The 23979-nt window shown below is 60.4% G+C and carries 21 protein-coding genes; 6 read left to right on the forward strand and 15 right to left on the reverse strand.

Annotated elements, in window-relative coordinates; all coding sequences use genetic code 11:
• Window positions 1-84: 84 nt before the first annotated feature.
• From BLR63_RS04930 to BLR63_RS04950, 6 genes are all read left to right on the forward strand, one after another.
• Window positions 85-957, forward strand: a complete 873-nt coding sequence (locus BLR63_RS04930; protein WP_010566888.1) for a Dyp-type peroxidase — start codon at window positions 85-87, stop codon at window positions 955-957.
• A gap of 383 nt (window positions 958-1340) precedes the next feature.
• On the forward strand, window positions 1341-3449 hold the full coding sequence (locus BLR63_RS04935) for a hypothetical protein (RefSeq protein ID WP_130926062.1): 2109 nt from the start codon (window positions 1341-1343) through the stop codon (window positions 3447-3449).
• 232 nt (window positions 3450-3681) lie between these two features.
• Window positions 3682-4197: a hypothetical protein gene (locus tag BLR63_RS31065; RefSeq protein WP_130926063.1), complete on the forward strand. Its 516-nt coding sequence runs from the start codon at window positions 3682-3684 to the stop codon at window positions 4195-4197.
• Window positions 4198-4392: 195 nt separating this feature from the next.
• Complete coding sequence (locus BLR63_RS04940) at window positions 4393-5757, forward strand: MFS transporter (RefSeq protein WP_042947400.1); 1365 nt, start codon at window positions 4393-4395, stop codon at window positions 5755-5757.
• Window positions 5758-5827: 70 nt separating this feature from the next.
• A complete protein-coding gene (locus BLR63_RS04945) occupies window positions 5828-6958 on the forward strand; it encodes an MFS transporter (protein WP_010566885.1) in 1131 nt (376 codons plus the stop codon).
• A 16-nt stretch (window positions 6959-6974) separates the two neighbouring features.
• Window positions 6975-7442 (forward strand): MEKHLA domain-containing protein, encoded by a 468-nt coding sequence (locus BLR63_RS04950; RefSeq protein WP_010566884.1) that lies wholly within the window; start codon window positions 6975-6977, stop codon window positions 7440-7442.
• Here the strand turns inward: BLR63_RS04950 and BLR63_RS04955 are convergent.
• The 15 genes from BLR63_RS04955 to BLR63_RS05025 all read right to left on the reverse strand — a co-directional run bounded on the left by BLR63_RS04955 (window position 7439) and on the right by BLR63_RS05025 (window position 23636).
• A complete protein-coding gene (locus BLR63_RS04955; protein ID WP_010566883.1) occupies window positions 7439-7960 on the reverse strand; it encodes a DUF3087 domain-containing protein in 522 nt (173 codons plus the stop codon). The genes BLR63_RS04950 and BLR63_RS04955 overlap by 4 nt on opposite strands.
• 240 nt (window positions 7961-8200) lie before the next feature.
• Window positions 8201-8437, reverse strand: coding sequence for a DUF6555 family protein (locus BLR63_RS04960; protein ID WP_010566882.1), 237 nt, complete (start codon window positions 8435-8437; stop codon window positions 8201-8203).
• Window positions 8438-8687: 250 nt separating this feature from the next.
• Window positions 8688-10151, reverse strand: coding sequence for an NADH-quinone oxidoreductase subunit NuoN (gene nuoN, locus BLR63_RS04965; RefSeq protein WP_010566881.1), 1464 nt, complete (start codon window positions 10149-10151; stop codon window positions 8688-8690).
• 7 nt (window positions 10152-10158) lie between these two features.
• Window positions 10159-11691 (reverse strand): NADH-quinone oxidoreductase subunit M, encoded by a 1533-nt coding sequence (nuoM, locus tag BLR63_RS04970; protein WP_010566880.1) that lies wholly within the window; start codon window positions 11689-11691, stop codon window positions 10159-10161.
• A gap of 49 nt (window positions 11692-11740) precedes the next feature.
• A complete protein-coding gene (gene nuoL / locus BLR63_RS04975; RefSeq protein ID WP_010566879.1) occupies window positions 11741-13594 on the reverse strand; it encodes an NADH-quinone oxidoreductase subunit L in 1854 nt (617 codons plus the stop codon).
• Window positions 13591-13899 carry an NADH-quinone oxidoreductase subunit NuoK gene (gene nuoK, locus BLR63_RS04980; RefSeq protein ID WP_003174727.1) on the reverse strand — a complete coding sequence of 103 codons (309 nt, stop codon included), beginning with the start codon at window positions 13897-13899 and terminating at the stop codon, window positions 13591-13593. Before nuoK ends, nuoL begins: the two co-directional genes overlap by 4 nt.
• A gap of 2 nt (window positions 13900-13901) precedes the next feature.
• Window positions 13902-14405, reverse strand: a complete 504-nt coding sequence (gene nuoJ, locus BLR63_RS04985; RefSeq protein WP_010566878.1) for an NADH-quinone oxidoreductase subunit J — start codon at window positions 14403-14405, stop codon at window positions 13902-13904.
• 9 nt (window positions 14406-14414) lie between these two features.
• Window positions 14415-14963, reverse strand: coding sequence for an NADH-quinone oxidoreductase subunit NuoI (gene nuoI / locus BLR63_RS04990; protein WP_003174725.1), 549 nt, complete (start codon window positions 14961-14963; stop codon window positions 14415-14417).
• 11 nt (window positions 14964-14974) lie between these two features.
• On the reverse strand, window positions 14975-15982 hold the full coding sequence (nuoH, locus tag BLR63_RS04995) for an NADH-quinone oxidoreductase subunit NuoH (RefSeq protein ID WP_010566877.1): 1008 nt from the start codon (window positions 15980-15982) through the stop codon (window positions 14975-14977).
• Window positions 15979-18693, reverse strand: coding sequence for an NADH-quinone oxidoreductase subunit NuoG (nuoG, locus tag BLR63_RS05000; protein ID WP_010566876.1), 2715 nt, complete (start codon window positions 18691-18693; stop codon window positions 15979-15981). The genes nuoH and nuoG overlap by 4 nt, the downstream gene beginning before the upstream one ends.
• Before the next feature lie 135 nt (window positions 18694-18828).
• Window positions 18829-20184 (reverse strand): NADH-quinone oxidoreductase subunit NuoF, encoded by a 1356-nt coding sequence (gene nuoF, locus BLR63_RS05005; RefSeq protein WP_010566875.1) that lies wholly within the window; start codon window positions 20182-20184, stop codon window positions 18829-18831.
• The gene (gene nuoE / locus BLR63_RS05010; RefSeq protein ID WP_010566874.1) at window positions 20181-20678 is read right to left on the reverse strand and encodes an NADH-quinone oxidoreductase subunit NuoE; all 498 of its coding nucleotides are present in this window, start codon (window positions 20676-20678) and stop codon (window positions 20181-20183) included. The genes nuoF and nuoE overlap by 4 nt, the downstream gene beginning before the upstream one ends.
• A 2-nt stretch (window positions 20679-20680) precedes the next feature.
• The gene (gene nuoC / locus BLR63_RS05015; RefSeq protein ID WP_010566873.1) at window positions 20681-22465 is read right to left on the reverse strand and encodes an NADH-quinone oxidoreductase subunit C/D; all 1785 of its coding nucleotides are present in this window, start codon (window positions 22463-22465) and stop codon (window positions 20681-20683) included.
• 72 nt (window positions 22466-22537) lie between these two features.
• Window positions 22538-23212, reverse strand: coding sequence for a NuoB/complex I 20 kDa subunit family protein (locus BLR63_RS05020; protein WP_003219572.1), 675 nt, complete (start codon window positions 23210-23212; stop codon window positions 22538-22540).
• Window positions 23213-23222: 10 nt separating this feature from the next.
• Window positions 23223-23636, reverse strand: a complete 414-nt coding sequence (locus tag BLR63_RS05025) for an NADH-quinone oxidoreductase subunit A (RefSeq protein ID WP_003219575.1) — start codon at window positions 23634-23636, stop codon at window positions 23223-23225.
• Window positions 23637-23979: the final 343 nt, after the last annotated feature.

The raw sequence follows: 23979 nt of genomic DNA on the forward strand, positions 1-23979 counted from the left end.
GCTTCATGGCAAGGCTTGTGCGCTTTGGAGTACGCACGGTGGCATGCGCCGGGTAAACTCTGTGGCTTTCTTGAAGGAGTTCACATGAGCCAGTACCAGCCAGGCATTCTTGCCGCACCGGTGCCTTTGCAGGCACGCCATTTGTTTTTTGCCGTGGATACCCTGGCCGCCGTGCCCGTTGCGCTGGACGCGTTGCTGCAGTTGGCCGATTCGGCGGCAGTGGTCGGGTTTGGCGAGCCGCTGGTGAAAGCGCTGGGTACCAGGATTGAAGGCTTGCGCGCTTTCCCTGACGTGAACGGGCCGGGCGCGCATAACCCATCCACCCAGCAGGCGCTGTGGGTGTGGCTGCATGGCGAGGATCGCGGCGAACTGTTGCTGCGCAGCCGTGCGTTCGAAAAGGCCCTGGCCCCGGCGTTCCGCCTGGTGCAGTCGATCGAAGGCTTCCGCTACAAGACCGGCTTCGACCTCACCGACTACGAAGACGGCACCGAAAACCCCCACGATGACGCCGCCGTTGAGGCCGCCCTCACCGACAGCGGTGCCAGCTTCGCCGCGATCCAGCAATGGCAGCACGACCTCGACGGCTTCGCCGCCTTGCCCGCCGAGGAGCGCGACCACATCATCGGCCGCCGCCATGGCGACAACGAAGAACTCGAAGACGCCCCCGAATCCGCCCACATCAAGCGCACCGCCCAGGAAAGCTTCACCCCGGAAGCCTTCGTGGTACGCCGCTCCATGCCCTGGGCCGAGAACGGCCAGGCGGGGTTGATGTTCCTTGCGTTCGGGCATTCCTTCGACGCGTTCGAAGCACAGCTGCGCCGCATGAGCGGCCTGGAAGACGGGATCGTCGATGGCCTGTATCGCATCAGCACGCCATTGACCGGTGGCTATTACTGGTGCCCGCCGGTCAAGGATGGGCGTTTGGACTTGAGTGCCCTGGCAGTCCAAGCCCACTGACGGCCTGGGCAGTGGTGGCACATAGGGAAGTGCCTGTCTTTAAAAGGCGAACCTTCTGACATTCGGCGCGGATAGCAACTCTTTACTCTCTGGGACTTCGCAGACCCAGGAACTTATGCGGTTCTCTGGGTTGCCCTTTTGCCGACCTTGAGTGAAGCGCGCCATGGAGAATCAGAGATTTGACCTTTCCAGCCCAAACCGAAGTGAGCCGATGTATGTTTCAGACCCTCCTTGCGCGCCGCCTCAACCGCCTGCACAAATAAGTGACGACACACTCGCGCCACTGAAGAACTGGTGCCATCCCTTCAAGGATAAGATCAACCCGTTGCTGCAATTGACCCAGATGGCCAATGCGGTGGCGGGGTATTACCCCTTGGGACGCAATGGCCTACCGCATCGACGAGCACTCGCCGACCACGACCTACGTCGTTGAACAGCTGTGCGTGCCAAAGCCCTTTTCACGCAATTTCGTGCTGGTACGCCATCGACTTGTCGCACCCGAAATCGAAGGAAGCCCGGACGAACCGCCAAGCCTGACTTTTTATAGCCTGTACATGCACCTGCGGGATTGGGCGGTTTACAGGCATGACCCTTCCATTCCCCGTCCGGCCTTCTGGCCCGAGGGACTAAGCGGCCATGTTAAAGCTACGGCGGGGGATACACTCCCAGGCCATCCCAGGGAACAGGGTCTGAAGGTTTACAACCAGGCGCAGCACGGCAAAGCGCTGGGATTGCTGTCACCGGGGACGCCAGTGACGGTCAGCGGCAAAGGTGAACTCCGAAAACTGGAAAACACCCATGGGCCTGATCGCTTGAAAAGCGCCGATGGTTCGCTGCTCGGTTACCTTCACATTGACTATCTGGCCCACATCGCCGGTGATGAGTATCGGATCAAGGCGAATCCCTCACTGCGCGTGCGCGCCGAAGCCAACATCAGCAGCACCATCCTGATGGAGCTGCCCCATGGCACGGAAGTTACCGCCAGCGGCGAAGGCGCATTCCGTAAGCTGGAGCGCGTCAATCAGTATGTTCACTTCGACTCCTTGGACGGTGTGCGCGAACCCATAGCGGACCGCATTGTGGTTCTCGATCAGCCCATCGCGATCAAAGCGGGCGACTTGATCGGTCATATGGGGACTTACCAAAACGGCGATGCGGAACACCCGGAAACAAAGTTGCATCTGGAAGCGTTCAGTGCTGACTGCGTGGAATCATTCATAGAGACGAGCCGTGCCTGGGCACAACGACTGCCCATCACAGGCAAGACTTGGCTGAAACTTGCCAAGGGCACTACCCTCGTAATGCATCAGGCGCATTTCAGCGCCACCTACCCACCCAGCCTGAACGAAGCCAACACACTCAGTGATGCCGATCTACTGGTGCCTGATAGCTTGCTCAATGGCCTCCCAGCCGAGAATAAAATCACTATCGCGGCAACGGCAGACCGAAAAACCTGCCACTGGTACCGCCTTGATGGATTACTCCACGACGCGAATGGCACGTTACTCAATGGCTGGCTGCGCGAAGAAGTGGGCATCACTCCGAGGGTCAACCCGTGGTCGTGGGAAGGCTACGACGTCATTTTCAACGACGACGCCCCTGGACAATCCCTGGCGTCCTTTTTTCGAGCGGTTGGCCAGTTCAGCGAGGGAGAACTCGAACGCCATGGGGACTTGGCCGACAAGTCGGATAAAGGGCCGCTAAAGAGCCGTCTGTACGACATCATCGACCGTGACCGAGATGGGAACATGACCGCTGCCGAGTTGCAGTCAGCCATTGGCCTACCCGCGCACGCTCAATCGCTGGCGCAACTGATCGTCCACTACGAAAGCGAATGGCGCCACACCCCCCATAAGTGGGACGCGCTGGATGAAGTGCTTGACCATAGTGCTTCGACCCCACTGCGGAACTGGCTGGCGGAAAAGGAGCGGATCAAGCAGATCAGTTGGTGGAATGAAGTGGCACTGAAAGTGGGGTTGCCGGTGCATGGGCGGGTGTATCACTTGCATCCGGTGGGGTTGGGAGCACGTTTCTTAGTCGTCAGTCCTCTAGAAATCACCTTCGCGCAGTTGAAAATGATATTTCCTACTGCTGATGATAGTGATATTGATGTAGTGCTTGGTGAGATAAACGGTCGCTTAAGCGAGTTTAAGTTAGATACTAGACTGCGGCAGCGCCACTTTTTCGCTCAGATTAAAGGGGAGGTGGGTTCCTCTATGAGAGGCGTCTCTGAGAGTTGGGAGTATTCACGGGAAGTCCTGAGATCATTTAGTGCTTACTATCGCGCGTATCCGATCGAAGCAGAAGAGGACGGATACTTGAAAGATAAGCAGGGGCGGATTGTTCGCAGGGCTAATCAGCGAAATGTTGGTCGCAAGCATTTTCAGCGATTAAATGGTAATCGGGAGTCATTTCCTGATGATGGATATAATTTTCGTGGCAGAGGTTTAATACAGATAACGGGGTATGAAAAATATAATGGATTCATGTAGGCGTATTCTAAGTATTGGCAGGGCGCCGTACCCAATACAGTGGAGGATCCGGATCTTATTAATGAAGGGCCATACGAAGCGCTTTGTGGTTCTGGCTGAATTATAGGATCTATGATGCAGAGTGTGGAAATGGTTTTTCGGATGTTGGCGGTGTGACAAGAAGAGTGAATGGAGGGGACGTTGGGCTTGAAGAGAGAAAGGCTGCATATGAACTTGCGGAGAGGGTTCTGACTTGAGCGTAATCAACGGTAGGATGGTGGTTTTTTTGACTTCTCTGGGCGTGAGTTTAGATTCGTACAGTGCTGGATTCAGTCTGTGTGCACCTGATGAGTTGATCATCGCTTCTTGTCAGTTGGAGGAAGCAAAGAGCAGGACGGTATCTTTTTGTGCTAGTGCTGATAGGGCGATGGTTAGTTATAGGTTTGGTTTGAGTACGAATGTGGAGATAAACTCTGTTTTTTTCAGTGATAGGACGTTAAGTCGGTGGGTGGATCTCGCCACCTATACTGTTTATCTGGGGTTTAGGCGAGGTGAATATAGTTATGTTTTTGGTGTTCCACAGGAGAGACCAGGTGCTAAATCTTTTCTGGACGTGTTCAAGGATAACAAGGCTATCATGAGTGCTAAATGCACCGATAATTCATTTGGGGAAAAGGACATAAGGAGCAGTGCGATAAAAGAGGTGGCAGACGAATTCGTTAGAGGTTATGGCTTTGTGTTTCCGCCTAATGATATTGCAGAGCACTAAAGTGGTTATTGCGCAGGTTGAGTGTCAATGAATTCGTTAAGGAAGGTTCAGCTGTTCCGTAGGGTGAAGTATCTTTTGGCATGGGTGTTTTCTTGGGGCTCGCGCATGAAAATTCTGACAGACAAGCAATCGCGCACTGAAAAAATCCCCGGCTGCCCGTAATCTAGACGCCTCTGTTACCTGCACGGACCGTTCATGTCTTCTGTTGCCGATGGGTTGCCCCTCAATAAACGCCTGCCGGCCGTCATTGCGATTTCCCTAGGAATCGGCATGGCGACCCTAGACACGGCCATCGTCAACACCGCGTTGCCCACGCTGGCGGAAGGGATCGGTACCGATTCCGCCTCGGTGATCTGGGTGGTCAACGCCTACCAACTGGCAATCATCGCCACGGTGCTGCCGTTTGCCTCCCTCAGTGATGTGCTTGGGCATCGACGGGTGTACCTCGGCGGGTTGCTGCTGTTTATCCTGTCGTCGTTGTTCTGCGGGCTGGCCGGTTCGCTGGTCACCCTGACAGTCGCGCGGGTGGTGCAGGGGCTGGGGGCGGCGGCGATCATGAGCGTCAATACCGCGTTGCTGCGGCATATCTACCCGTCAAAAATGCTGGGGCGGGGCCTGGGGTATAACTCGCTGGTGGTGGGCTTGGCCTTTACGCTGGGGCCGACGGCGGCGTCGGCGATTCTATCAGTGGCGACCTGGCATTGGCTGTACCTGATCAACGTGCCGCTGGGGTTGCTGGCCCTGGCGTTGGGCATGCGTTCATTGCCGACCCTGCCAATCGCCGGGCATGCCTTCGACCGCTTGGCTGCCGTGTTGTGCGCCGGGTTGTTTGCCTTGCTGGTGTTGGGGCTGGGCACCGCGGTGCATGGCGCTCAGGGCGCGCTGACCCTGGGTTTGATTGCGCTGGCGCTGGTGTGCGGCGCCTTGTTGTTGCGCCGCCAGGTCGGCCACCCTGCGCCGATGCTGGCCCTGGACCTGTTCAAGCGGCCGGTGTTTGCGTTGTCTTCCCTCACCGCGATCTGCGCATTCAGTGCCCAGGGCCTGGCCTTTGTGTCGCTGCCGTTTCTGTTGCAGGCGGTGCTGGGCCATAGCCAGGTGGAAACCGGTTTTCTGATGACGCCATGGCCTGCCGTCGTGGCGGTGATGGCGCTGGTGGCGGGGCGGTTGGCGGACCGTGTGTCCCTCGGCGTGTTGTGCGGGATCGGCCTGTTGATGCTGGGCGTGGGCATGGCCGCCTTGGCGAACCTGAGCACTGGCGCGTCGGCGTTCGATATCGGCTGGCGCATGGCACTGTGCGGCGCCGGTTTTGGCTTTTTCCAATCCCCCAACCTCAAGGCCTTGATGACCAGTGCACCGTTGGCCCGCAGCGGCGGGGCCAGCGGTATTGTGGCGATTTCGCGGTTGCTGGGGCAGACGCTGGGCGCTTCATTGGTGGCCCTGTGTTTCCATCTGTCCTCGGGAAGCGGCCCGCACTATGCGCTGTGGCTGGGTTGTGTGTTCGCACTGGTAGGCGCCGTGGCCAGCGGTCTGCGTTTATTGCCCTATGGGAAAAAGGCGTGATTGGGCGTTGTAAAGAATCGGTTGGGAAGGCTACCGTGGCGACCTGAATATTTCGGGATGTTTCAGATTTATGTCCAGCCTGGCCCACCGCACTGCTGATGTCACTTCCCGCCGCGCTGCGCTGACCCTTGCTTTATGCCTGCCCAGTGATGTGTTGCTCTACCTGCTGCTGCCCATGGAGTCCCAGGCCTTTGGGATCACGCTGGCCCAGGCCGGGATACTGCTGGCGGCCAACCGCCTGGTGCGGATTTTCGGCTACCGCCATGTTCTGAATTTTTATGCGCGCAACGGCGACCGCCTGACCTGCATGATCGCCGCCGGTGCCGCGATGTTGTGTGCCCTGGGCAACTCGATGTTGTCGGGCTTCGCGGCGCTGCTGGGGTTACGGCTGGTGTGGGGCCTGTGTTATGCCGCGTTGAACCTGTCGACCCAAGTGCTGGCCACCTCGGAACCGACAGGCGCCGCGCGCCGCGCAGGGCGTTCACGTGCGTTGATAGCCCTGGGGCCGATGCTGGCATTGCCACTGGGCGGATGGCTGACGTTATGGGCAGGTCCGCGTCCGATCTTTCTGATTCTCGCCGGCTGCTGCCTTGTGGGACTCCTGATGGCGCGCGGGCTGCCCGCCGCCGCGCATGATCTGCACAGCACACTGGGGCGCCGCTTCAAGTGGCCCGACAGCGTGGCGATGTGGTCGTTTATCGAAGGCGTAGCGCTGGATGGGCTGTTTATTTTTGGTCTGTCGATCCAGGCGCAGAAACTGCTGGGCGGCGATGCGGTGTTGATCGCCGGGGGCTTGATGGCGCTGCGTTATGTTTCGGAAATGCTCCTGAGCCCGTTGGGCGGCCACGCAGCCCAACGGTTTGGTGCCACCTCGATGTTGTTGCTGTTTTCGTTCCTCAGTGCGTTGGCGTTGACTGCGTTTGGCAGCTACTGGGTGATCGTCGGCGCGGCGGCGGTGCTGGTCCTGCGCGCGTTGCAATTGCCGTTGGTGACCACCCTGGTGGCCGAGCGCAATCCCGGCACCATGCGGGTATCGGCGCTGGCCTCGAATGCCGTATGGCGCGACATCGGCGCGGGCATGGGGCCTTTGCTGGCAGGCCTGTTGCTGCCGATTGCCTCGGCGCCGCTGGTGTTCGGCCTGGCGGGTACGGCGATTGCGGTGAGCGCGATATTCTGCTGGCGAGCAAAAATTTCCCACTGATGAGATGAGGTTGTCTGTGTGCTTTCAAGAGTCTTTCGTACAAACGCTGGATGATGCCTACCGACACTGGACCGGCCAGGGGCTGCCGGCCCCGGCGCACCTGGACTCGCAACAACGCCTGGCCTGGCTGCACAGTCACGCGCCCTACAGCCTGCTGGCCCATGATGGCGCGGCGGACCCGCGTTTTACCTACGTCAATGAATGCGCGCTGAAGTGCTTCAAATACCCGCGCGAGACCTTCATCGGCATGCCCTCGCGTTTCAGCGCCTCGGAGCTCGACCGCGCCGCACGCCAGGTGCTGCTGGAGCAGGTCACTGCCAACGGTATCGCCGAGGGCTACAGCGGCTGGCGGGTGGATGCCCATGGCCAGCCGTTCATGATCCACGCCGGCGTGGTGTGGACCTTGTTGGATGAAGCGGGTCGAGCCGTTGGCCAGGCGGCGTTGTTCTGGCCGGATGAACAGCGCGTCGGCGTGTTGGCTTAAGCGCTCTTCAGTTGTTCCAGCCAGACGGGGTCGAGGCGGGTTTGCTCGGTGTCGATTCCCAGCGCGTGCATCTTCGCCTGATGGGCTTCGATTTCCCCGACCAATTGCGCCTGGGCACTGGAATTGGCGTCCAGCGCATGCATCTGCGTCAGCCCCAGGTGATAGAAACGCAGCACTTTGATCGCCGTCGGGTCGTTGGCTTGCACCCGTTCGGTGACGGTGTGCATCACATTGGTCACGCGCATCAGGTTGCGCTTGAGCTGCCAGCCATACACCGCGGGCGCCAGCCATGGCTGGGTCCAGAACGGGCCACGCACCAGCGCGACGGTGATTAGCACCCCGGCGAAGACGCCTGCGACGTTGAAGCGAAAGTTATCGCCGCCGGCCTCGCCGAACAGCATCACCGCCAGGCTCGACAGCAGCATCGCCAAGGCAATGAACAACACGGCCACGATCAGCGTGCTGCGGCGGGTTTGTTGACGGTAGGTGACGGGGTCGCAGGGTTTGAGTTCGAACATCCGGGTTATATCTCCATAAAGGACTGGCATCTTCGCATGCTTTGGGCAATCAAGTTGAATGATGGTAAGGGCGCCTTTCTCCAAACCTGTGCAGGCCGCCCACCCCCGCGAGGTGAACCATCATGGCCGAATACAAACAGCCCCGACCCTGATCGCACGCCCGGCGAAAAAAAGCCGCCCTAGATCCGTTGGGCGGCTTGAAAAAGTAAACCGAGCCCCGCTATCGAGTGGGGCTTTTGTTTATCTGGGGGGTGTCCATTTGACGTCGGTAATGCCGTACTTCTCGGCCCATGGGCGTGTGGTCTTCTTCACTTGTTCGTGACCCACCCGGCCTATGCGACTCACGTGGGCAATGTCGGCATCAACGGCCGCCCAGTGCCAGGCCTCTGCGTTGTTCATCACTTCGGCACGCACCACAAAGGACTTTGGTTGGCCGTGCAAATGGTAGTGGATGGTGTAGATCTTTGCGGTACTCATGTTGCCTCCCTGTCTTGTTATAGATGGATAGGGGAGCGTTCAAAAAGGTTCATTCAAAATGACAATCTGCAAGGCCTAAGTGACTTAGGCAGGTCGCCACGCACCCGCAATTGCCATGGGCAGGGCCAGTGCATCAAAGCCATCGATCCGCTCGCCACGGTGACCACTGTTTGATTTGCGCGATTGTTCCCCCAGAACGCAAAAACGGCGCCCGAAGGCGCCGTTCTGTTTACCGCATCCCGCTAAGCGATCAAACGCCCAGCACCGCGTGCTGCACCAGGGTGAGCAACGGTTGTGGGTACACGCCGAGGAAGAAGGCGAGCACTGCGATGGCCAGCAGCATCACGCCGCCAGCTTTCTGTTCCCAGTGCAGCTCGGCATCCACGCGACGCAGGTTTGGCTCGATCAGGTACAGGGTGACCATCACGCGCAGGTAGTAGAACACGCCGATGGCGCTACCCAGGATCAGCGAGGCAACCAGCCACCATTGATGTGCTTCAACGCCGGTCGCGATGATGTAGAACTTGCCGATAAACCCAGCAGTGAGCGGGATACCGGCCAGGGACAGCATCATCAGGGTCAACACGGCGGTCAGGTACGGACGGCGCCAGAACAGGCCGCGATACTCGTACAGGGCGTCGGCGTCACGGCCTTTGTACGGCGAGGACATCAAGGTGATGACACCGAAGGCGCCGAGGCTGGTGATCACGTAGGTGACCAGGTACACGCCGATCGCTTCCAGGGCCAGGCCTTTGCTCGCCACCAGGGCGATCAGCAGGTAGCCGAAGTGGGCGATGGACGAGTAACCCAGTAGACGCTTGAGGTTGTTCTGGGTCAGCGCCAGCAGGTTACCGAACAGGATCGACGCAATGGCGATCACGCTCAGCACGTTGCTCAGCACGCCGGTGTTGGCCGCCGGGGAGATCTGGAACAAACGCACCACCACCGCAAACACCGCAACTTTCGTCGCCGTGGCCAGGAACGCGGCCACCGGCGCCGGAGCACCTTCGTACACGTCCGGGGTCCACAAGTGGAAGGGCACCAGCGACAGTTTGAAGGCCAGGCCGATCAGCATCATCGCCAGGCCCAGTTGGGCGATCGGCGCAGGCATGCTGGTGCTCGCCAGGGCGTGACCGATACCGGTGAAGCTCAGGCTGCCGGCTTCGGCGTAGAGCAGGGCCATACCGAACAACAGGAACGCGGAACCGGCGGCCGACAGCACCATGTACTTGATGCCGGCTTCCAGGGAGCGCTTGTTGAAGAAGGCATAGGCCACCAGGCCGTAGGTCGGGATCGACAACAGTTCCAGGCCGATGAACAAGCCGGCCAGGTGCTGCGCGCTGACCAGCACGATGCCACCGGCCGCAGCCAGAAGAATCAGCAGGTACAGCTCTTCGCGGTTGCCCGGATAACCGGTGCCGCCTTCGCCGAGGTAGGCGTGGGCGAGGGTGACGCAGGCCAGCGTGGCAACGAGGATCAACGCGATATACAGCAGCGCGAAGTCATCGATCATCATCAGCGGGGTCACCGCCAGCGGAGCGACCTTGAGTGCCGGGATGATCGACAACAAGGCCAGGTTCAAACCCGCACAGGACAGCAGGAAGGTTTGCGCATGATTGCGGCGGCAGGCGATCGCCAGCATCACCACCACAATGGTGAGGCTGGTGATCAGCAGCGGCGCAAGCGCGATAAAGTGTTGGATCGTGAATTCCATAGCGCTCTTACCGGGCCGAAGCGAGTTGAGAGAAGGCGGTGCCGAACCACTGCTGCACGCCATGCATCGTTGCGGCAGAAGTGTCCAGGAACGGTTGTGGGTACACGCCGATGTAGATCAGCAGGACCGCCATACCGAGCACCATGATCAGTTCGCGAGCATCCATACCGCGCAAGACGGTGTCCGACTTGGCCGGACCGAAATATGCACGGTGGATCATGATCAGCGAGTAGACCGAACCGAATACCAGGCCGGACGTGGCAATTGCACTGATCCACGGTGTCTGCACGAACGTGCCCATCAGGATCAGGAACTCGCCGATGAAGTTACCGGTGCCCGGCAAGCCCAGGGACGCGGCGGCAAAGAACAGGCTGATCGCCGGCAGGTAGGCGATGCGCGACCACACGCCACCCATCTCACGCATGTCACGGGTGTGCAGGCGCTCGTACAACTGGCCACTGAGGATAAACAGCGCAGCGGCCGAGACACCGTGGGCCAGCATCTGGATCACCGCGCCTTGCAACGCCACCTGGCTGCCGGAGTAGATGCCGATCAGTACGAAACCCATGTGGGAAACGGACGAGAACGCGACCAGACGCTTGATGTCGGTTTGGGCGAAGGCCAGGAACGCACCGTAGAAGATCCCGATCAGACCCAGGGTCATGGCGATCGGCGCGAACTCGGCCGAGGCATTCGGGAACAGCGGCAGGGCGAAACGCAGCAGGCCATACGCCGCCGTCTTCAGCAGGATACCGGCCAGGTCCACGGAACCGGCGGTCGGCGCCTGGGCGTGAGCATCCGGCAGCCAGGAGTGGAACGGCACCACCGGCAGCTTGACCGCGAAGGCGATGAAGAAGCCCAGCATCAGGATGTACTCGGTGGTCAGGGACATCTTGGTTTTCAGCAGGTCGGCGTAGTTGAACGTAATCACGCCAGTGCTGTTGAAGTTGACCAGTACCAGACCCAGGATCGCCACCAACATGATCAGGCCGGAAGCCTGGGTGAAGATGAAGAACTTGGTCGCCGCGTAGATCCGGGTTTTCTTGCCGTCCGAAGAACTGTGACCCCAGAGCGCGATGAGGAAGTACATCGGCACCAGCATCATTTCCCAGAAGAAGAAGAACATGAACAGGTCGAGGGCGAGGAACACGCCGACTACGCCGCCCAGGATCCACATCAGGTTCAGGTGGAAGAAGCCCACGTGACGCTGAATCTCTTTCCAGGAGCAGAGTACCGAGAGGACACCCAGCAGGCCGGTCAGCAGGATCATCAGCAACGACAGGCCGTCGAGGGCCAGGTGTACGTTGATGCCGAAGCGCTGGATCCAGACGTGCTTGAACTCAAGCGCCCAGGTCGGGTCGGCGCCAGGCGCCGGAGCAAATGAATAGTCACCATGGGCCCACAGCCAGAGGCCGAGCGCGAGTTCCAGGGACATGGTCAGCAACGCAATCCAGCGGGGGAGGGTGGCGCCGAAGCGTTCACCCATCCAGCAGAGCAGGCCGCCGATAAAGGGGATCAGGATTAGCCAGGGCAGAATCATGACGGGCTCGTTTCCTTTCGCAAGTTCGCAAAGTTCGCAATGTGCATAGTCAGACCGCTACCACAACGATGGCGCCGATCACCAGAACGGCACCAGCCGCCATGGAAGCTGCATACCAACGCAATTGGCCAGTCTCGCTGCGGCTCAGGGCGGTGTGACCACCCTTGGCGGCGCGCGGGATCAAACCGATGGTCTGGTCGAGCGGGTCTTTGCGCAGTACATGGCTGATGGCAAGGTAAGGCTTGACGAACAGTTTGTCGTAGATCCAGTCGAAGCCCCAGGCGGCGAACCACCAGGCCGAAAGGAAGCGGCCGATGCCACTGTTGGCGACGGCAGTCACGAAGCGACGCTTGCCGAGGAACAGCAGGGCCGCCAGCAGGATACCGGCGATGGCAATGGCGCCCGAGGCGATTTCCAGGCTGTGCTGGGCGTCGCCGCCGGCATGGCCGACGCTTTCAGGCAGTACGCCGGCCAGTGGCGGGGTGATCAAGGCGCCGATGAAGGTCGACAGGATGATCAGCACCGACAGTGGCAGCCAGTGGGAGATGCCGTGGCCTGCGTGCGCTTCAGTCTTGGCTTCACCGTGGAAGGTGATGAAGATCAGGCGGAAGGTGTACAGCGAGGTCATGAAGGCACCGACCAGACCTGCATACAGCAGACCGTGGTTACCGCTGGCAAAGGCTTCCCAGAGGATTTCGTCTTTCGAGTAGAAACCGGCGGTCACCAGCGGCAGGGCAGCGAGTGCGGCACCACCGACGATGAAGCTGGCGTAGGCCAGTGGCAGTTTCTTCCACAGGCCGCCCATCTTGAAGATGTTCTGCTCGTGGTGGCAGGCAACGATCACCGCACCGGACGCGAGGAACAACAGGGCCTTGAAGAAGGCGTGGGTCATCAGGTGGAAGATCGCCGCGTCCCAGGCACCGACGCCCAGGGCCAGGAACATGTAGCCGATCTGGCTCATGGTCGAGTAGGCGAGGATACGCTTGATGTCGGTCTGCACCAGCGCGGCGAAGCCGGCCAGTACCAGGGTCACGCCGCCGACCACGCCCACCAGGTGCAGGATGTCCGGCGCCAGGGTGAACAGGCCGTGGGTACGGGCGATCAGGTAGACACCGGCGGTCACCATGGTTGCGGCGTGGATCAGTGCCGAAACAGGCGTCGGGCCGGCCATCGCATCCGCCAGCCAGGTTTGCAGCGGCAGTTGCGCGGATTTACCCACGGCGCCACCCAGCAGCATCAGAGTCGCCAGGGTGATCCAGAAGTCGCCGACCTGGAATTTCTGCGGTGCCAGCACCAGCAGTTCCTGGATGTTCAGCGTGCCTACCTGTTGGAACAGGATGAACAGGCCGATGGCCATGAACACGTCGCCGATCCGGGTGACGATAAAGGCCTTGAGTGCTGCGTTACCGTTGTTGCGGTTGCTGTAGTAGAAACCGATCAACAGGTACGAGCACAGGCCCACGCCTTCCCAGCCGAAGTACAGGAACAACAGGTTATCGCCCAGCACCAGGAACAGCATGCTGGCGATAAACAGGTTGGTGTACGCGAAGAAGCGCGAGTAACCGGCTTCACCGCGCATGTACCAGGACGCGAACAGGTGGATCAGGAAGCCCACGCCCACCACCACGCCAAGCATGGTGATCGACAGGCCGTCGATGTAGAGGGCGAAGTTAGGCTTGAAGCCCTCCACCGACATCCACTGCCACAACACCAGGGTGTAGTGGCCGCCTTCCGGTGGCGCGACGTTGAATTGCCAGATGACGTAGGCGGCGACGATCGCCGACAGGCCAATGGAACCCACACCGACCAGGGCCGAGAGGTTTTCCGACCAGCGTCCGCGAGAGAACGACAGCAGCAGGAAACCGATCAGGGGAAATACGAAAGTCAGAAAGATCATGTTCATCCGCGCATCTCACTGGCAGCGTCGATATCAAGCGTGTGGAAGCGACGGTACAGCTGCAGCAGGATCGCCAGGCCGATACTGGCCTCGGCGGCTGCCAGGCTGATCACCAGGATGAACATCACTTGTCCATCCGGCTGGCCCCAACGTGCACCCGCCACGATGAACGCCAGTGCCGCGGCGTTCATCATGATTTCCAGGCTCATCAACACGAACAAAATATTACGGCGAACCATCAGGCCGACCAGGCCAAGGCAGAACAGGATGCCGGCGACCGCCAGACCATGCTCCAAGGGGATAGCAGGCATCGTCATTGCTCCTTGGCTTCGTTACGGCCCAAGTGGAAGGCGGTGATGGCTGCGGCGAGCAGCAGCATCGAAGCCAGTTCGACCACCAACAGGTACGGGCCGAACAGGCTGATGCCCACGGCCTTCGCGTCGACGGTGGTGTGGCCGATGGCCTGGCCGCTCTGGTGAGCGAACAGGACATACAGCAGTTCAGCCAGCAGCAGCGCTGCCAGGACGACCGGGCCGAGCCAGATGCCGGGCTTGAGCCAGACGCGTTCCTGGGCGACCGAGGCCGGCCCGAGGTTGAGCATCATCACCACAAACACGAACAGCACCATGATGGCGCCAGCGTAGGCGATCACTTCCAGCACACCGGCGAACGGTGCGCCGAGGCTGAAAAAGGTCATGGCCACGGAGATCAGCGAAATGATCAGGTAGAGCAGGGCGTGCACGGGGTTGGTGTTGGTGACCACGCGAAGCGTCGACACTACGGCGATACCCGATGCGAAATAGAAAGCGAATTCCATCTTTCTTCCTTAAGGCAGCAAGCTCTTCACGTTGATCGGCTCGGCTTCGTTTTGTGCGGCGCCTTTCGGCTTACCGGCAACGGCCATACCTGCAACACGATAGAAGTTGTAATCAGGGTTTTTACCGGGACCAGAGATCAGCAGATCTTCTTTCTCGTACACCAGGTCCTGACGTTTGAACTCGGCCATCTCGAAATCCGGTGTCAGCTGGATCGCGGTGGTCGGGCAAGCTTCCTCGCAGAGGCCGCAGAAAATGCAGCGCGAGAAGTTGATGCGGAAGAAGTCCGGGTACCAGCGACCGTCTTCGGTTTCAGCTTTCTGCAGGGAGATACAACCTACCGGGCACGCCACGGCGCACAGGTTGCAGGCTACGCAACGCTCTTCGCCATCGGGGTCGCGGGTCAGCACGATACGACCGCGATAGCGCGGCGGCAGGTACACCGCTTCTTCCGGGTATTGCAGGGTGTCGCGTTTGCGGAAGCCGTGACCGAACACCATCACCAGGCTTCGCAACTGGGTACCGGTACCCTTAACGATGTCGCCAATATATTTGAACATGGGTCAAATCCTCACTGAACCGCGCCCGCTGGCGTGTTCAACAACACAACGGCAGCAGTCACCAGCAAATTGATCAGGGTCAGCGGCAGGCAGAAACGCCAGCTGAAATCCATCACCTGGTCATACCGTGGACGCGGAATGGACGCGCGCAGCAGGATAAACAACATGATGAAGAACGCGGTCTTCAGTAAGAACCAGAAGATCGCCAGCTGCGGCAGGATGCCGAACGGACCGTGCCAGCCGCCGAAGAACAGCGTGACCAGCAGGGCCGAGATCAAGATGATGCCGATGTACTCACCGACGAAGAACATGCCCCATTTCATGCCGGCATATTCAATGTGGTAACCGTCGGCCAGTTCCTGTTCCGCTTCCGGCTGGTCGAACGGATGACGGTGAGTCACGGCCACGCCAGCGATGAAGAAGGTACAGAAGCCGAAGAACTGCGGAATGATGAACCACAGGTTCTGCGCCTGGTATTCGACGATATCGCGCATGTTGAACGAGCCGACCTGGATCACGATGCCCATCAGCGCCAGGCCCATGAACACTTCGTAGGACACGGTCTGGGCCGAAGCCCGCAAGCTGCCCAGGAGGGCGAACTTGTTGTTGCTCGACCAGCCGGCGAACAGCACCGCGTAGACCGACAGACCGGCCATGGCGAAGAAGAACAGCAAGCCGATGTTCAGGTCCGCGACGCCCCAGGTCGGGGTGACCGGGATGATCGCGAAGGCGATCAGCAAGGCGCTCATGGCCACGACCGGCGCCAGGGTGAAGATCACCTTGTCGGCGAACGGCGGGGTCCAGTCTTCCTTGAAGAACATTTTCAGCATGTCGGCAGCGATCTGGAACATACCGAATGGGCCGACGCGGTTCGGACCATAGCGGTCCTGCCACCAGCCCAGCAGGCGACGTTCGACGAAGCTGAGCAGCGCGCCCGCCACGACCACGGCCAACAGGATCACGATGGCCTTGACGACCGAGATGATCACGTCGATCACTTCAGGGGTGAACCAAGTCATTGCGCTGCCTCCTGCAGACCATCAACGGTTTTGCCAAAGATGGCCGGCGGGATACCGGCGATACCCTTGGGCAGTGCGACCAGGCCGGCGCCCAGCTCTTCGTTGATACGCAGTGGCAGACGCAGGGTCTGGCCAGCCACGTTCAGGCTGAGCAGGGCACCGTCGTTGACACCCAGGCGATCGGCTTCGGACTTGGCCAAGGACACGTAGGCTTCTGGAATGCGCTCTTGCACCGGCGCGGCCTTGGAAGAGGTCTCTTCGCTGCCGAACAGGTGGAAGAACGGCACAACCTGCCAGGTGCCCTGGGCCGGGTTGAACGGACGCGGTACGGCGGCGAACCAGTTCAGCGCATCGCCCTGGGGTTCGATCAGGCGGGTGCCCGGGTCGCCAGCGCGGATGTGACCACCGACTTCGTCCTGGAATTTGTTCCAGGCCTGCGGCGAGTTCCAGCCCGGCGACCAGGCGAACGGCACCTGCTGACGGGGCTCGACCGAACCCGAGTAACCTTCCATGGAGAAGGCGAACGCGGTGTCCTCGTCCTGCGGGGTACGCGGCTCGTGCACGCTGATATTCGCGCGCATGGCGGTACGACCGGAGTAGCGCAGCGGCTCACGGGCCAGTTTCAAGCCCTTGATGCGGAACGCGGCGGACGGCGCGGCGTCGACAATGCGCGCCAGTTGCGGTGCGCTCGCGGCGACAGCGGCGGTGACGTGGTCGAGCAGGGTCCAGTCGATCGGCTGGTTCAGCAGGGTCGAGCGCAGGGCATGCAGCCAGCGCCAGCCTTCGTGAACCTGGATGCTGGCGTCCATGTACTTCGGATCGAACACCTGGAAGAAGCGCTGGGCGCGGCCTTCCTGGCTGACCAGGGTACCGTCGCCTTCGGCGAAGGTGGCGGCCGGCAGCACCAGGTCGGCACGCTCGCTGGTAGCGGTCTTCTGGTGGTCGGCGACGATCAGCACTTTGGCGGCGTTCAGTGCCGCGTCAACCTTGGCGGCATCGGTGCGGGTGTACAGGTCGTTTTCCAGCACCACGATGGCGTCGGCTTTGCCGTCGATCACGGTTTGCAGGGCTGCGTCCAGGGATTCGCCACCGAGCATGGCCAGGCCAAGGCTGTTGGCTTCCGGTACGACCAGGCTGATGGAACCGTTCTTGTCGCGCAGCTTCAAGGCCTTGGCGATGTTGGCAGCGGCTTCGATCAGTGCCTTGGAACCCAGCGAGGTACCGGCAATGATCAGCGGACGCTTGGCCGCCAGCAGGGCGTCGGCGATGCGCTGGGCGAGCGCCACGGCTTCAGCGTCCAGGCCTTCGACGGCAGGCGCGCTGGCGTCGAGGGCGTGGGCCACGGCAAAACCGAGGCGGGCCAGGTCATCCGGCGCGGCGTGTACGCATTCTTCGGCGATGTCGTCGAGCTTGGTTTCGGCCAGGCTGGCGATAAACAGCGGGTTCAGCGCGTGCTGGCCGATGTTTTTCACTGCGGCGTTGAGCCAAGGCTGTACGCGCATGGATTCGGCCATGGCTTCGGCCTTGCCTTTGACCGACTGACGCAGCGACAGGGCGATACGCGCGGCGGTCTGGGTCAGGTCTTCACCGAGCACGAAGATCGCATCGTGGTCTTCGATGTCGCGCATGTTCGGTACCGGCAGCGGGCTGTCGTTCAGCACCTGCAGGACCAGGCGGATGCGCTCCAGCTCACCGGCTTCGATACCGCTGTAGAAGTGTTCGGCGCCGACCAGTTCGCGCAACGCGTAGTTGCTTTCGAGGCTGGCGCGTGGCGAACCGATACCGACGATGTTGCGACCGCGCAGCAGGTCGGCGGCTTTATCCAGGGCTTCGTCGGTGTTCAGCTTCGCACCGCCGGCCAGCAGTGGCTGGCGTGGGCGGTCTTTGCGGTTGACGTAGCCATAGCCGAAACGGCCACGGTCGCACAGGAAGTACTGGTTGACCGAACCGTTGAAGCGGTTTTCGATGCGACGCAATTCGCCGTAGCGTTCGCCGGGGGAGATGTTGCAACCGCTGGAGCAGCCATGGCAGATGCTTGGTGCGAACTGCATGTCCCACTTACGGTTGTAGCGCTCGGAGTGGGTCTTGTCGGTGAACACGCCGGTCGGGCAGACCTCGGTGAGGTTGCCGGAGAATTCGCTTTCCAGTACGCCGTCTTCAACGCGACCGAAGTACACGTTGTCGTGGGCGCCGAATACGCCGAGGTCGGTGCCGCCGGCGTAGTCTTTATAGAAACGCACGCAGCGGTAGCAGGCGATGCAGCGGTTCATTTCGTGAGCAATGAACGGGCCGAGTTCCTGGTTCTGGTGGGTGCGCTTGGTGAAGCGATAGCGGCGCTCGTTGTGGCCGGTCATCACCGTCATGTCTTGCAGGTGGCAGTGACCGCCTTCCTCACAGACTGGGCAGTCGTGGGGGTGGTTGGTCATCAGCCATTCGACGACACTGGCGCGGAACGCCTTGGATTCTTCATCGTCGATGGAGATCCAGGTGTTGTCGGTGGCTGGGGTCATGCAGGACATGACGATGCGACCACGGGTGTCGTTCTCGTCGGTGTACTGCTTGACCGCACACTGGCGACAGGCACCGACGCTACCAAGCGCGGGGTGCCAGCAGAAATACGGGATGTCGAGGCCTAGTGACAGACACGCCTGTAACAGGTTGTCCGCCCCATCGACTTCGAGCGCTTTGCCGTCTACGTGGATAGTGGCCATGGTTCAAAGATCTTCGTTGGCCCGTTGTCAGCGGGCGTGGCTAATGGAATCTTGTTATTCATGTGCATCAACACAGCCTTGACGGCGTCAGCACATGACGAGGCGAAGGGCACGGACCTTTCGCCTGTTTAAGCGTTACGCGCCGACTACGATCGGCTTCGCCAGAGGCGGGACGGCGGCGCGGGTAGGCGCGATGCCGGCTTCGAACTCCGAGCGGAAATATTTGATTGCGCTGCCCAATGGCTCCACGGCGCCCGGTGCGTGAGCACAGAAAGTCTTGCCTGGGCCGAGGAAACCGACCAGACCCAGCAGGGTCTCGATGTCACCCTCGCGGCCTTCGCCTTTTTCCAGGGCCATCAGCAGCTTGACGCTCCACGGCAGACCATCGCGGCATGGGGTGCAGAAGCCGCAGGATTCACGGGCAAAGAACTGCTCCATGTTGCGCAGCAGCGAGACCATGTTCACGGTGTTGTCCACCGCCATCGCCAGGCCGGTACCCATCCGGGTGCCCACCTTGCCGATGCCGCCGGCATACATCTGTGCGTCGAGGTGCTCGGGGAGCAGGAAGCCGGTACCGGCGCCGCCTGGCTGCCAGGCCTTGAGGGTGTAGCCGTCGCGCATGCCGCCGGCGTAGTCCTCGAACAACTCGCGCGCGGTTACGCCGAACGGCAGTTCCCACAAGCCAGGGTTCTTGACCTTGCCGGAGAAGCCCATGAGCTTGGTGCCCATGTCTTCACTGCCTTCGCGGGCCAACGATTTGTACCAGTCCACGCCGTCGGCAATGATCGCCGGCACGTTGCACAGGGTTTCGACGTTGTTCACGCAGGTCGGCTTGCCCCACACGCCGACGGCGGCAGGGAAGGGTGGCTTGGAGCGCGGGTTGGCGCGGCGGCCTTCGAGGGAGTTGATCAGTGCGGTTTCTTCACCGCAGATATAACGCCCGGCGCCGGTGTGCACGAACAGCTCGAAGTCGAAGCCCGAGCCGAGGATGTTCTTGCCCAGCAGGCCCGCTGCCTTGGCTTCTTGCACGGCACGGTTGAGGTGCTTGGCGGCGGTGGTGTATTCGCCACGCAGGAAGATGTAGCCACGGTAGGTTTTCAGCGCACGGGCGCTGATCAGCATGCCTTCGATCAGCAGATGGGGCAGTTGCTCCATCAGCATGCGGTCTTTCCAGGTGTTGGGCTCCATTTCATCCGCGTTGCACAACAGGTAGCGGATGTTGATGGATTCGTCTTTGGGCATCAGGCCCCACTTCACACCAGTGGGGAAGCCTGCGCCGCCGCGGCCTTTGAGGCCGGCGTCTTTGACGGTCTGGACGATGTCGTCCTGGGCCATGTCGGCGAAGGCTTTACGCGCAGCGGCGTAGCCGTTCTTGGCCTGGTACTCGTCGAGCCATACCGGCTCGGCATCGTCACGCAGGCGCCAGGTCAGCGGGTGAGTCTCGGGCGACCGCTTGATGCGGTTGGCCGGGCCGAAGGAAGTCAGGGTCATGGGTAGCCCTCGAGCAATTGGGTCACGCCAGCAGGCTGCACGTCACCGAATGTGTCGTCGTCGATCATCAGCGCCGGCGCCTTGTCGCAGTTGCCCAGGCAGCACACCGGCAGCAGCGTGAAGCGGCCGTCCGGGGTGGTCTGGCCGAGGCCGATGCCTAGCTTGGCCTGGATTTCGCTGACCACCGATTCGTGGCCACCGATGTAGCAGACCATGCTGTCGCACACGCGAATGATGTGGCGACCCACAGGCTGGCGGAAGATCTGGCTGTAGAACGTGGCCACGCCTTCAACGTCGCTGGCAGGGATGCCGAGGATCTCGCCGATGGCGTAGAGGGCGCCGTCCGGCACCCAGCCACGTTCCTTCTGGACGATCTTCAAGGCTTCGATCGACGCCGCGCGCGGGTCTTCGTAGTGATGCAGCTCGTGCTCGATGGCCGAGCGCTCGGTTTCACTCAGGGTGAAACGGTCTGTCTGGATAAGCGTGCTATTCATGCTTAGCGGTCCACGTCGGCCATAACGAAATCGATACTACCCAGGTACGCAATCAAGTCCGCGACCATCTCGCCTTTGATCACCGAAGGGATCTGCTGCAAGTGGGCGAAGCTTGGGGTACGGATCCGGGTGCGGTAGCTCATGGTGCCGCCATCGCTCGTCAGGTAATAACTGTTGATACCCTTGGTCGCTTCGATCATCTGGAAGGACTCGTTGGCCGGCATCACCGGGCCCCACGAGACTTGCAGGAAGTGCGTGATCAGGGTTTCGATGTGCTGCAGCGTGCGCTCTTTCGGCGGTGGCGTGGTCAGCGGGTGATCCGCCTTGTACGGGCCGGCCGGCATATTGCGCATGCACTGCTCGATGATCTTCAGGCTCTGGCGCATTTCTTCGACGCGCACGATGCAACGGTCGTAGGCATCGCCATTGGCCGCCAGCGGCACTTCGAACTCGAAGTTCTCATAGCCGGAGTACGGACGCGCCTTGCGCAGGTCGAAGTCGCAACCGGTGGAACGCAGGCCCGCACCAGTGACGCCCCATTCCAGGGCTTCCTTGGTGTTGTACTGGGCAACGCCGATGGTCCGGCCCCTGAGGATGCTGTTGTCGAGCGCGGCTTTCTGATACTCGTCCAGACGCTTGGGCATCCAGTCGATGAATTCCTTGACCAGTCGATCCCAGCCGTTGGGCAGGTCGTGCGCCACACCGCCAATGCGGTACCAGGCCGGGTGCAGGCGGAAACCGGTAATGGCTTCGATGACCTTGTAGGCGCGCTGACGGTCGGTGAAGGTGAAGAACACCGGGGTCATGGCGCCGACGTCCTGGATATAGGTACCCAGGAACAGCAGGTGGCTGGTGATCCGGAAGAACTCGGCCATCATGATGCGGATGGTGTCGACGCGGTCCGGCACCTTGATGCCGGCCAGTTTCTCGACCGAGAGCACATACGGCAGGTTGTTCATCACGCCGCCGAGGTAGTCGATACGGTCGGTGTACGGGATGAAGCTGTGCCAGGACTGACGCTCGGCCATCTTCTCGGCACCACGGTGGTGGTAACCGATGTCCGGCACGCAGTCGACGATTTCTTCGCCGTCCAGTTGCAGGATGATACGGAACGCACCGTGGGCCGAAGGGTGGTTCGGGCCCAGGTTGAGGAACATGTAGTCCTCGTTGGTGCCGGAGCGTTTCATGCCCCAGTCTTCCGGACGGAAGCGCGCAGCTTCTTCTTCCAGCTGCTGCTTGGCCAGGTTGAGGCTGAAAGGGTCGAATTCGGTGGCGCGGGCCGGGAAGTCCTTGCGCAGCGGGTGACCTTCCCAGGTTGGCGGCATCATGATGCGCGTCAAGTGCGGGTGGCCGGGGAAGTCGATACCGAACATGTCCCAGACTTCGCGTTCGTACCAGCTGGCGTTGGGCCAGATACCGGTCACGGTCGGCACGCTCAGGTCGCTTTCGGAAAGAGCGACCTTGATCATCACGTCGCTGTTACGTTCGATCGACAGCAGGTGATAGAACACGGTGAAGTCGGCACCGCTCGGCAGCCCCTGGCGCTTGGTGCGCAGGCGCTCGTCCACGCCATGCAGGTCATAAAGCATGACGTAGGGCTTGGGCAGGTTACGCAGGAAGGTCAGGACTTCGACGAGCTTGGCGCGCGCCACCCACAGCACCGGCATACCGGTGCGTGTGGCCTGGGCGGTGAAGGCGTCAGGGCCAAAACGGTTATTGAGTTCGACGACCACATCCTGGTCGTCTGCCTTGTAAGGCGGGATGTACAGAGCACTGCCTGTAGTCATGGTTTTTTATCGCTTTCGGTCAACGTAAAGAATGAAACCAGGTTTTCGTTCTATGAAAGAAACGGTGCTGGATCAGACTTCGTCGGGGCTGCGCAGGTTGGTGACCTGAATACGCTGTTCGCGGCGCTGTTCCTTTTGTGACGGCATCTCGGCGCGGTAGACGCCTTGATCTCCGACAACCCAGGAAAGTGGGCGACGCTCCTTGCCAATCGATTCCTGCAACAGCATCAAGCCTTGCAGAAATGCTTCGGGGCGGGGCGGGCAGCCAGGCACGTAGACGTCCACGGGCAGGAACTTGTCCACCCCCTGAACCACGGAGTAGATGTCGTACATGCCACCGGAGTTGGCGCACGAACCCATGGAGATAACCCACTTCGGCTCGAGCATTTGCTCGTAGAGACGCTGAATGATCGGCGCCATCTTGATGAAGCAGGTTCCGGCGATAACCATGAAATCCGCCTGGCGCGGTGATGCCCGGATCACCTCGGCGCCAAAGCGCGCGATGTCGTGGGGCGCCGTGAAGGCGGTGGTCATTTCCACGTAGCAGCAGGACAGACCGAAGTTGTACGGCCACAGGGAGTTTTTACGTCCCCAGTTGACCGCGCCACTCAGCACGTCTTCCAGCTTGCCCATGTAGATGTTTTTGTGGACTTGGTCTTCTAACGGATCGGAAACGGTTTCCCGTTCGCCGATGGGGTACTGCTCGTTAGGAGCATCCGGGTCGATCCTGGTGAGATTGTATTGCATCGCCAAAGCCTCATTGTTTCAGCTTCGCTTGCCGCTTGCGACGAGCTTCCGGAGCCCAATCAAGGGCGCCCACTCGAAATAGGTAGACAAGGCCTGCCAACAGAATTGCTATGAAAACGAGGGCTTCGACGAATCCGGTCCAGCCGCTTTCGCGGACGGACACAGACCAGGCAAAGAGAAAGAGGGCTTCGATATCGAAGATCACGAAGAGCATCGCGACCAGATAGAATTTGGCGGAGAGTCGCAGGCGGGCACCACCTGTAGGCAGCATGCCGGACTCGAACGGTTCGTTCTTGCTGCGGCCCCAGGCTTTTGAGCCTAGGAGGCTGGAGACGCCGAGCATGAAGGCACAGAGGCCGACAACACCGAGGAGGAAAATGGCAAAGCCCCAGTTGTGGGCCATGAGTCCTGTCGCTTCGGTCATGCTGGTAATCCTTAGCAGAGAGCAAAGGTCTCTGAGCTCGAGAAAGTAATAATGCAGTGACGATATGTCGCAGCGCAATCAATCGCGTTGATTTTATGGCTAAACACCGGGCAAGTAAAATTCCGATGGTGAAATTATTCGATGGAATAACGGCATAGTGTACCTTCCTGGGGCTGCAGCCCTTGTAATTCGGGCATTAGCGGGCATTTGATCAAATGTGTTTTGTTTAACCTGTAACAGCGTTTTCATGTGCCAAATGATAATGAATGTTGTTTGGGTGGGTTTTAAGTGGGTGGTTGTGGTGGGGCGGGGGAAGTTGCCGTTACTTGCTTGATTACCGCTT

Source organism: Pseudomonas extremaustralis, assembly GCF_900102035.1.
Taxonomy (GTDB): Bacteria; Pseudomonadota; Gammaproteobacteria; order Pseudomonadales; family Pseudomonadaceae; genus Aquipseudomonas; species Aquipseudomonas extremaustralis.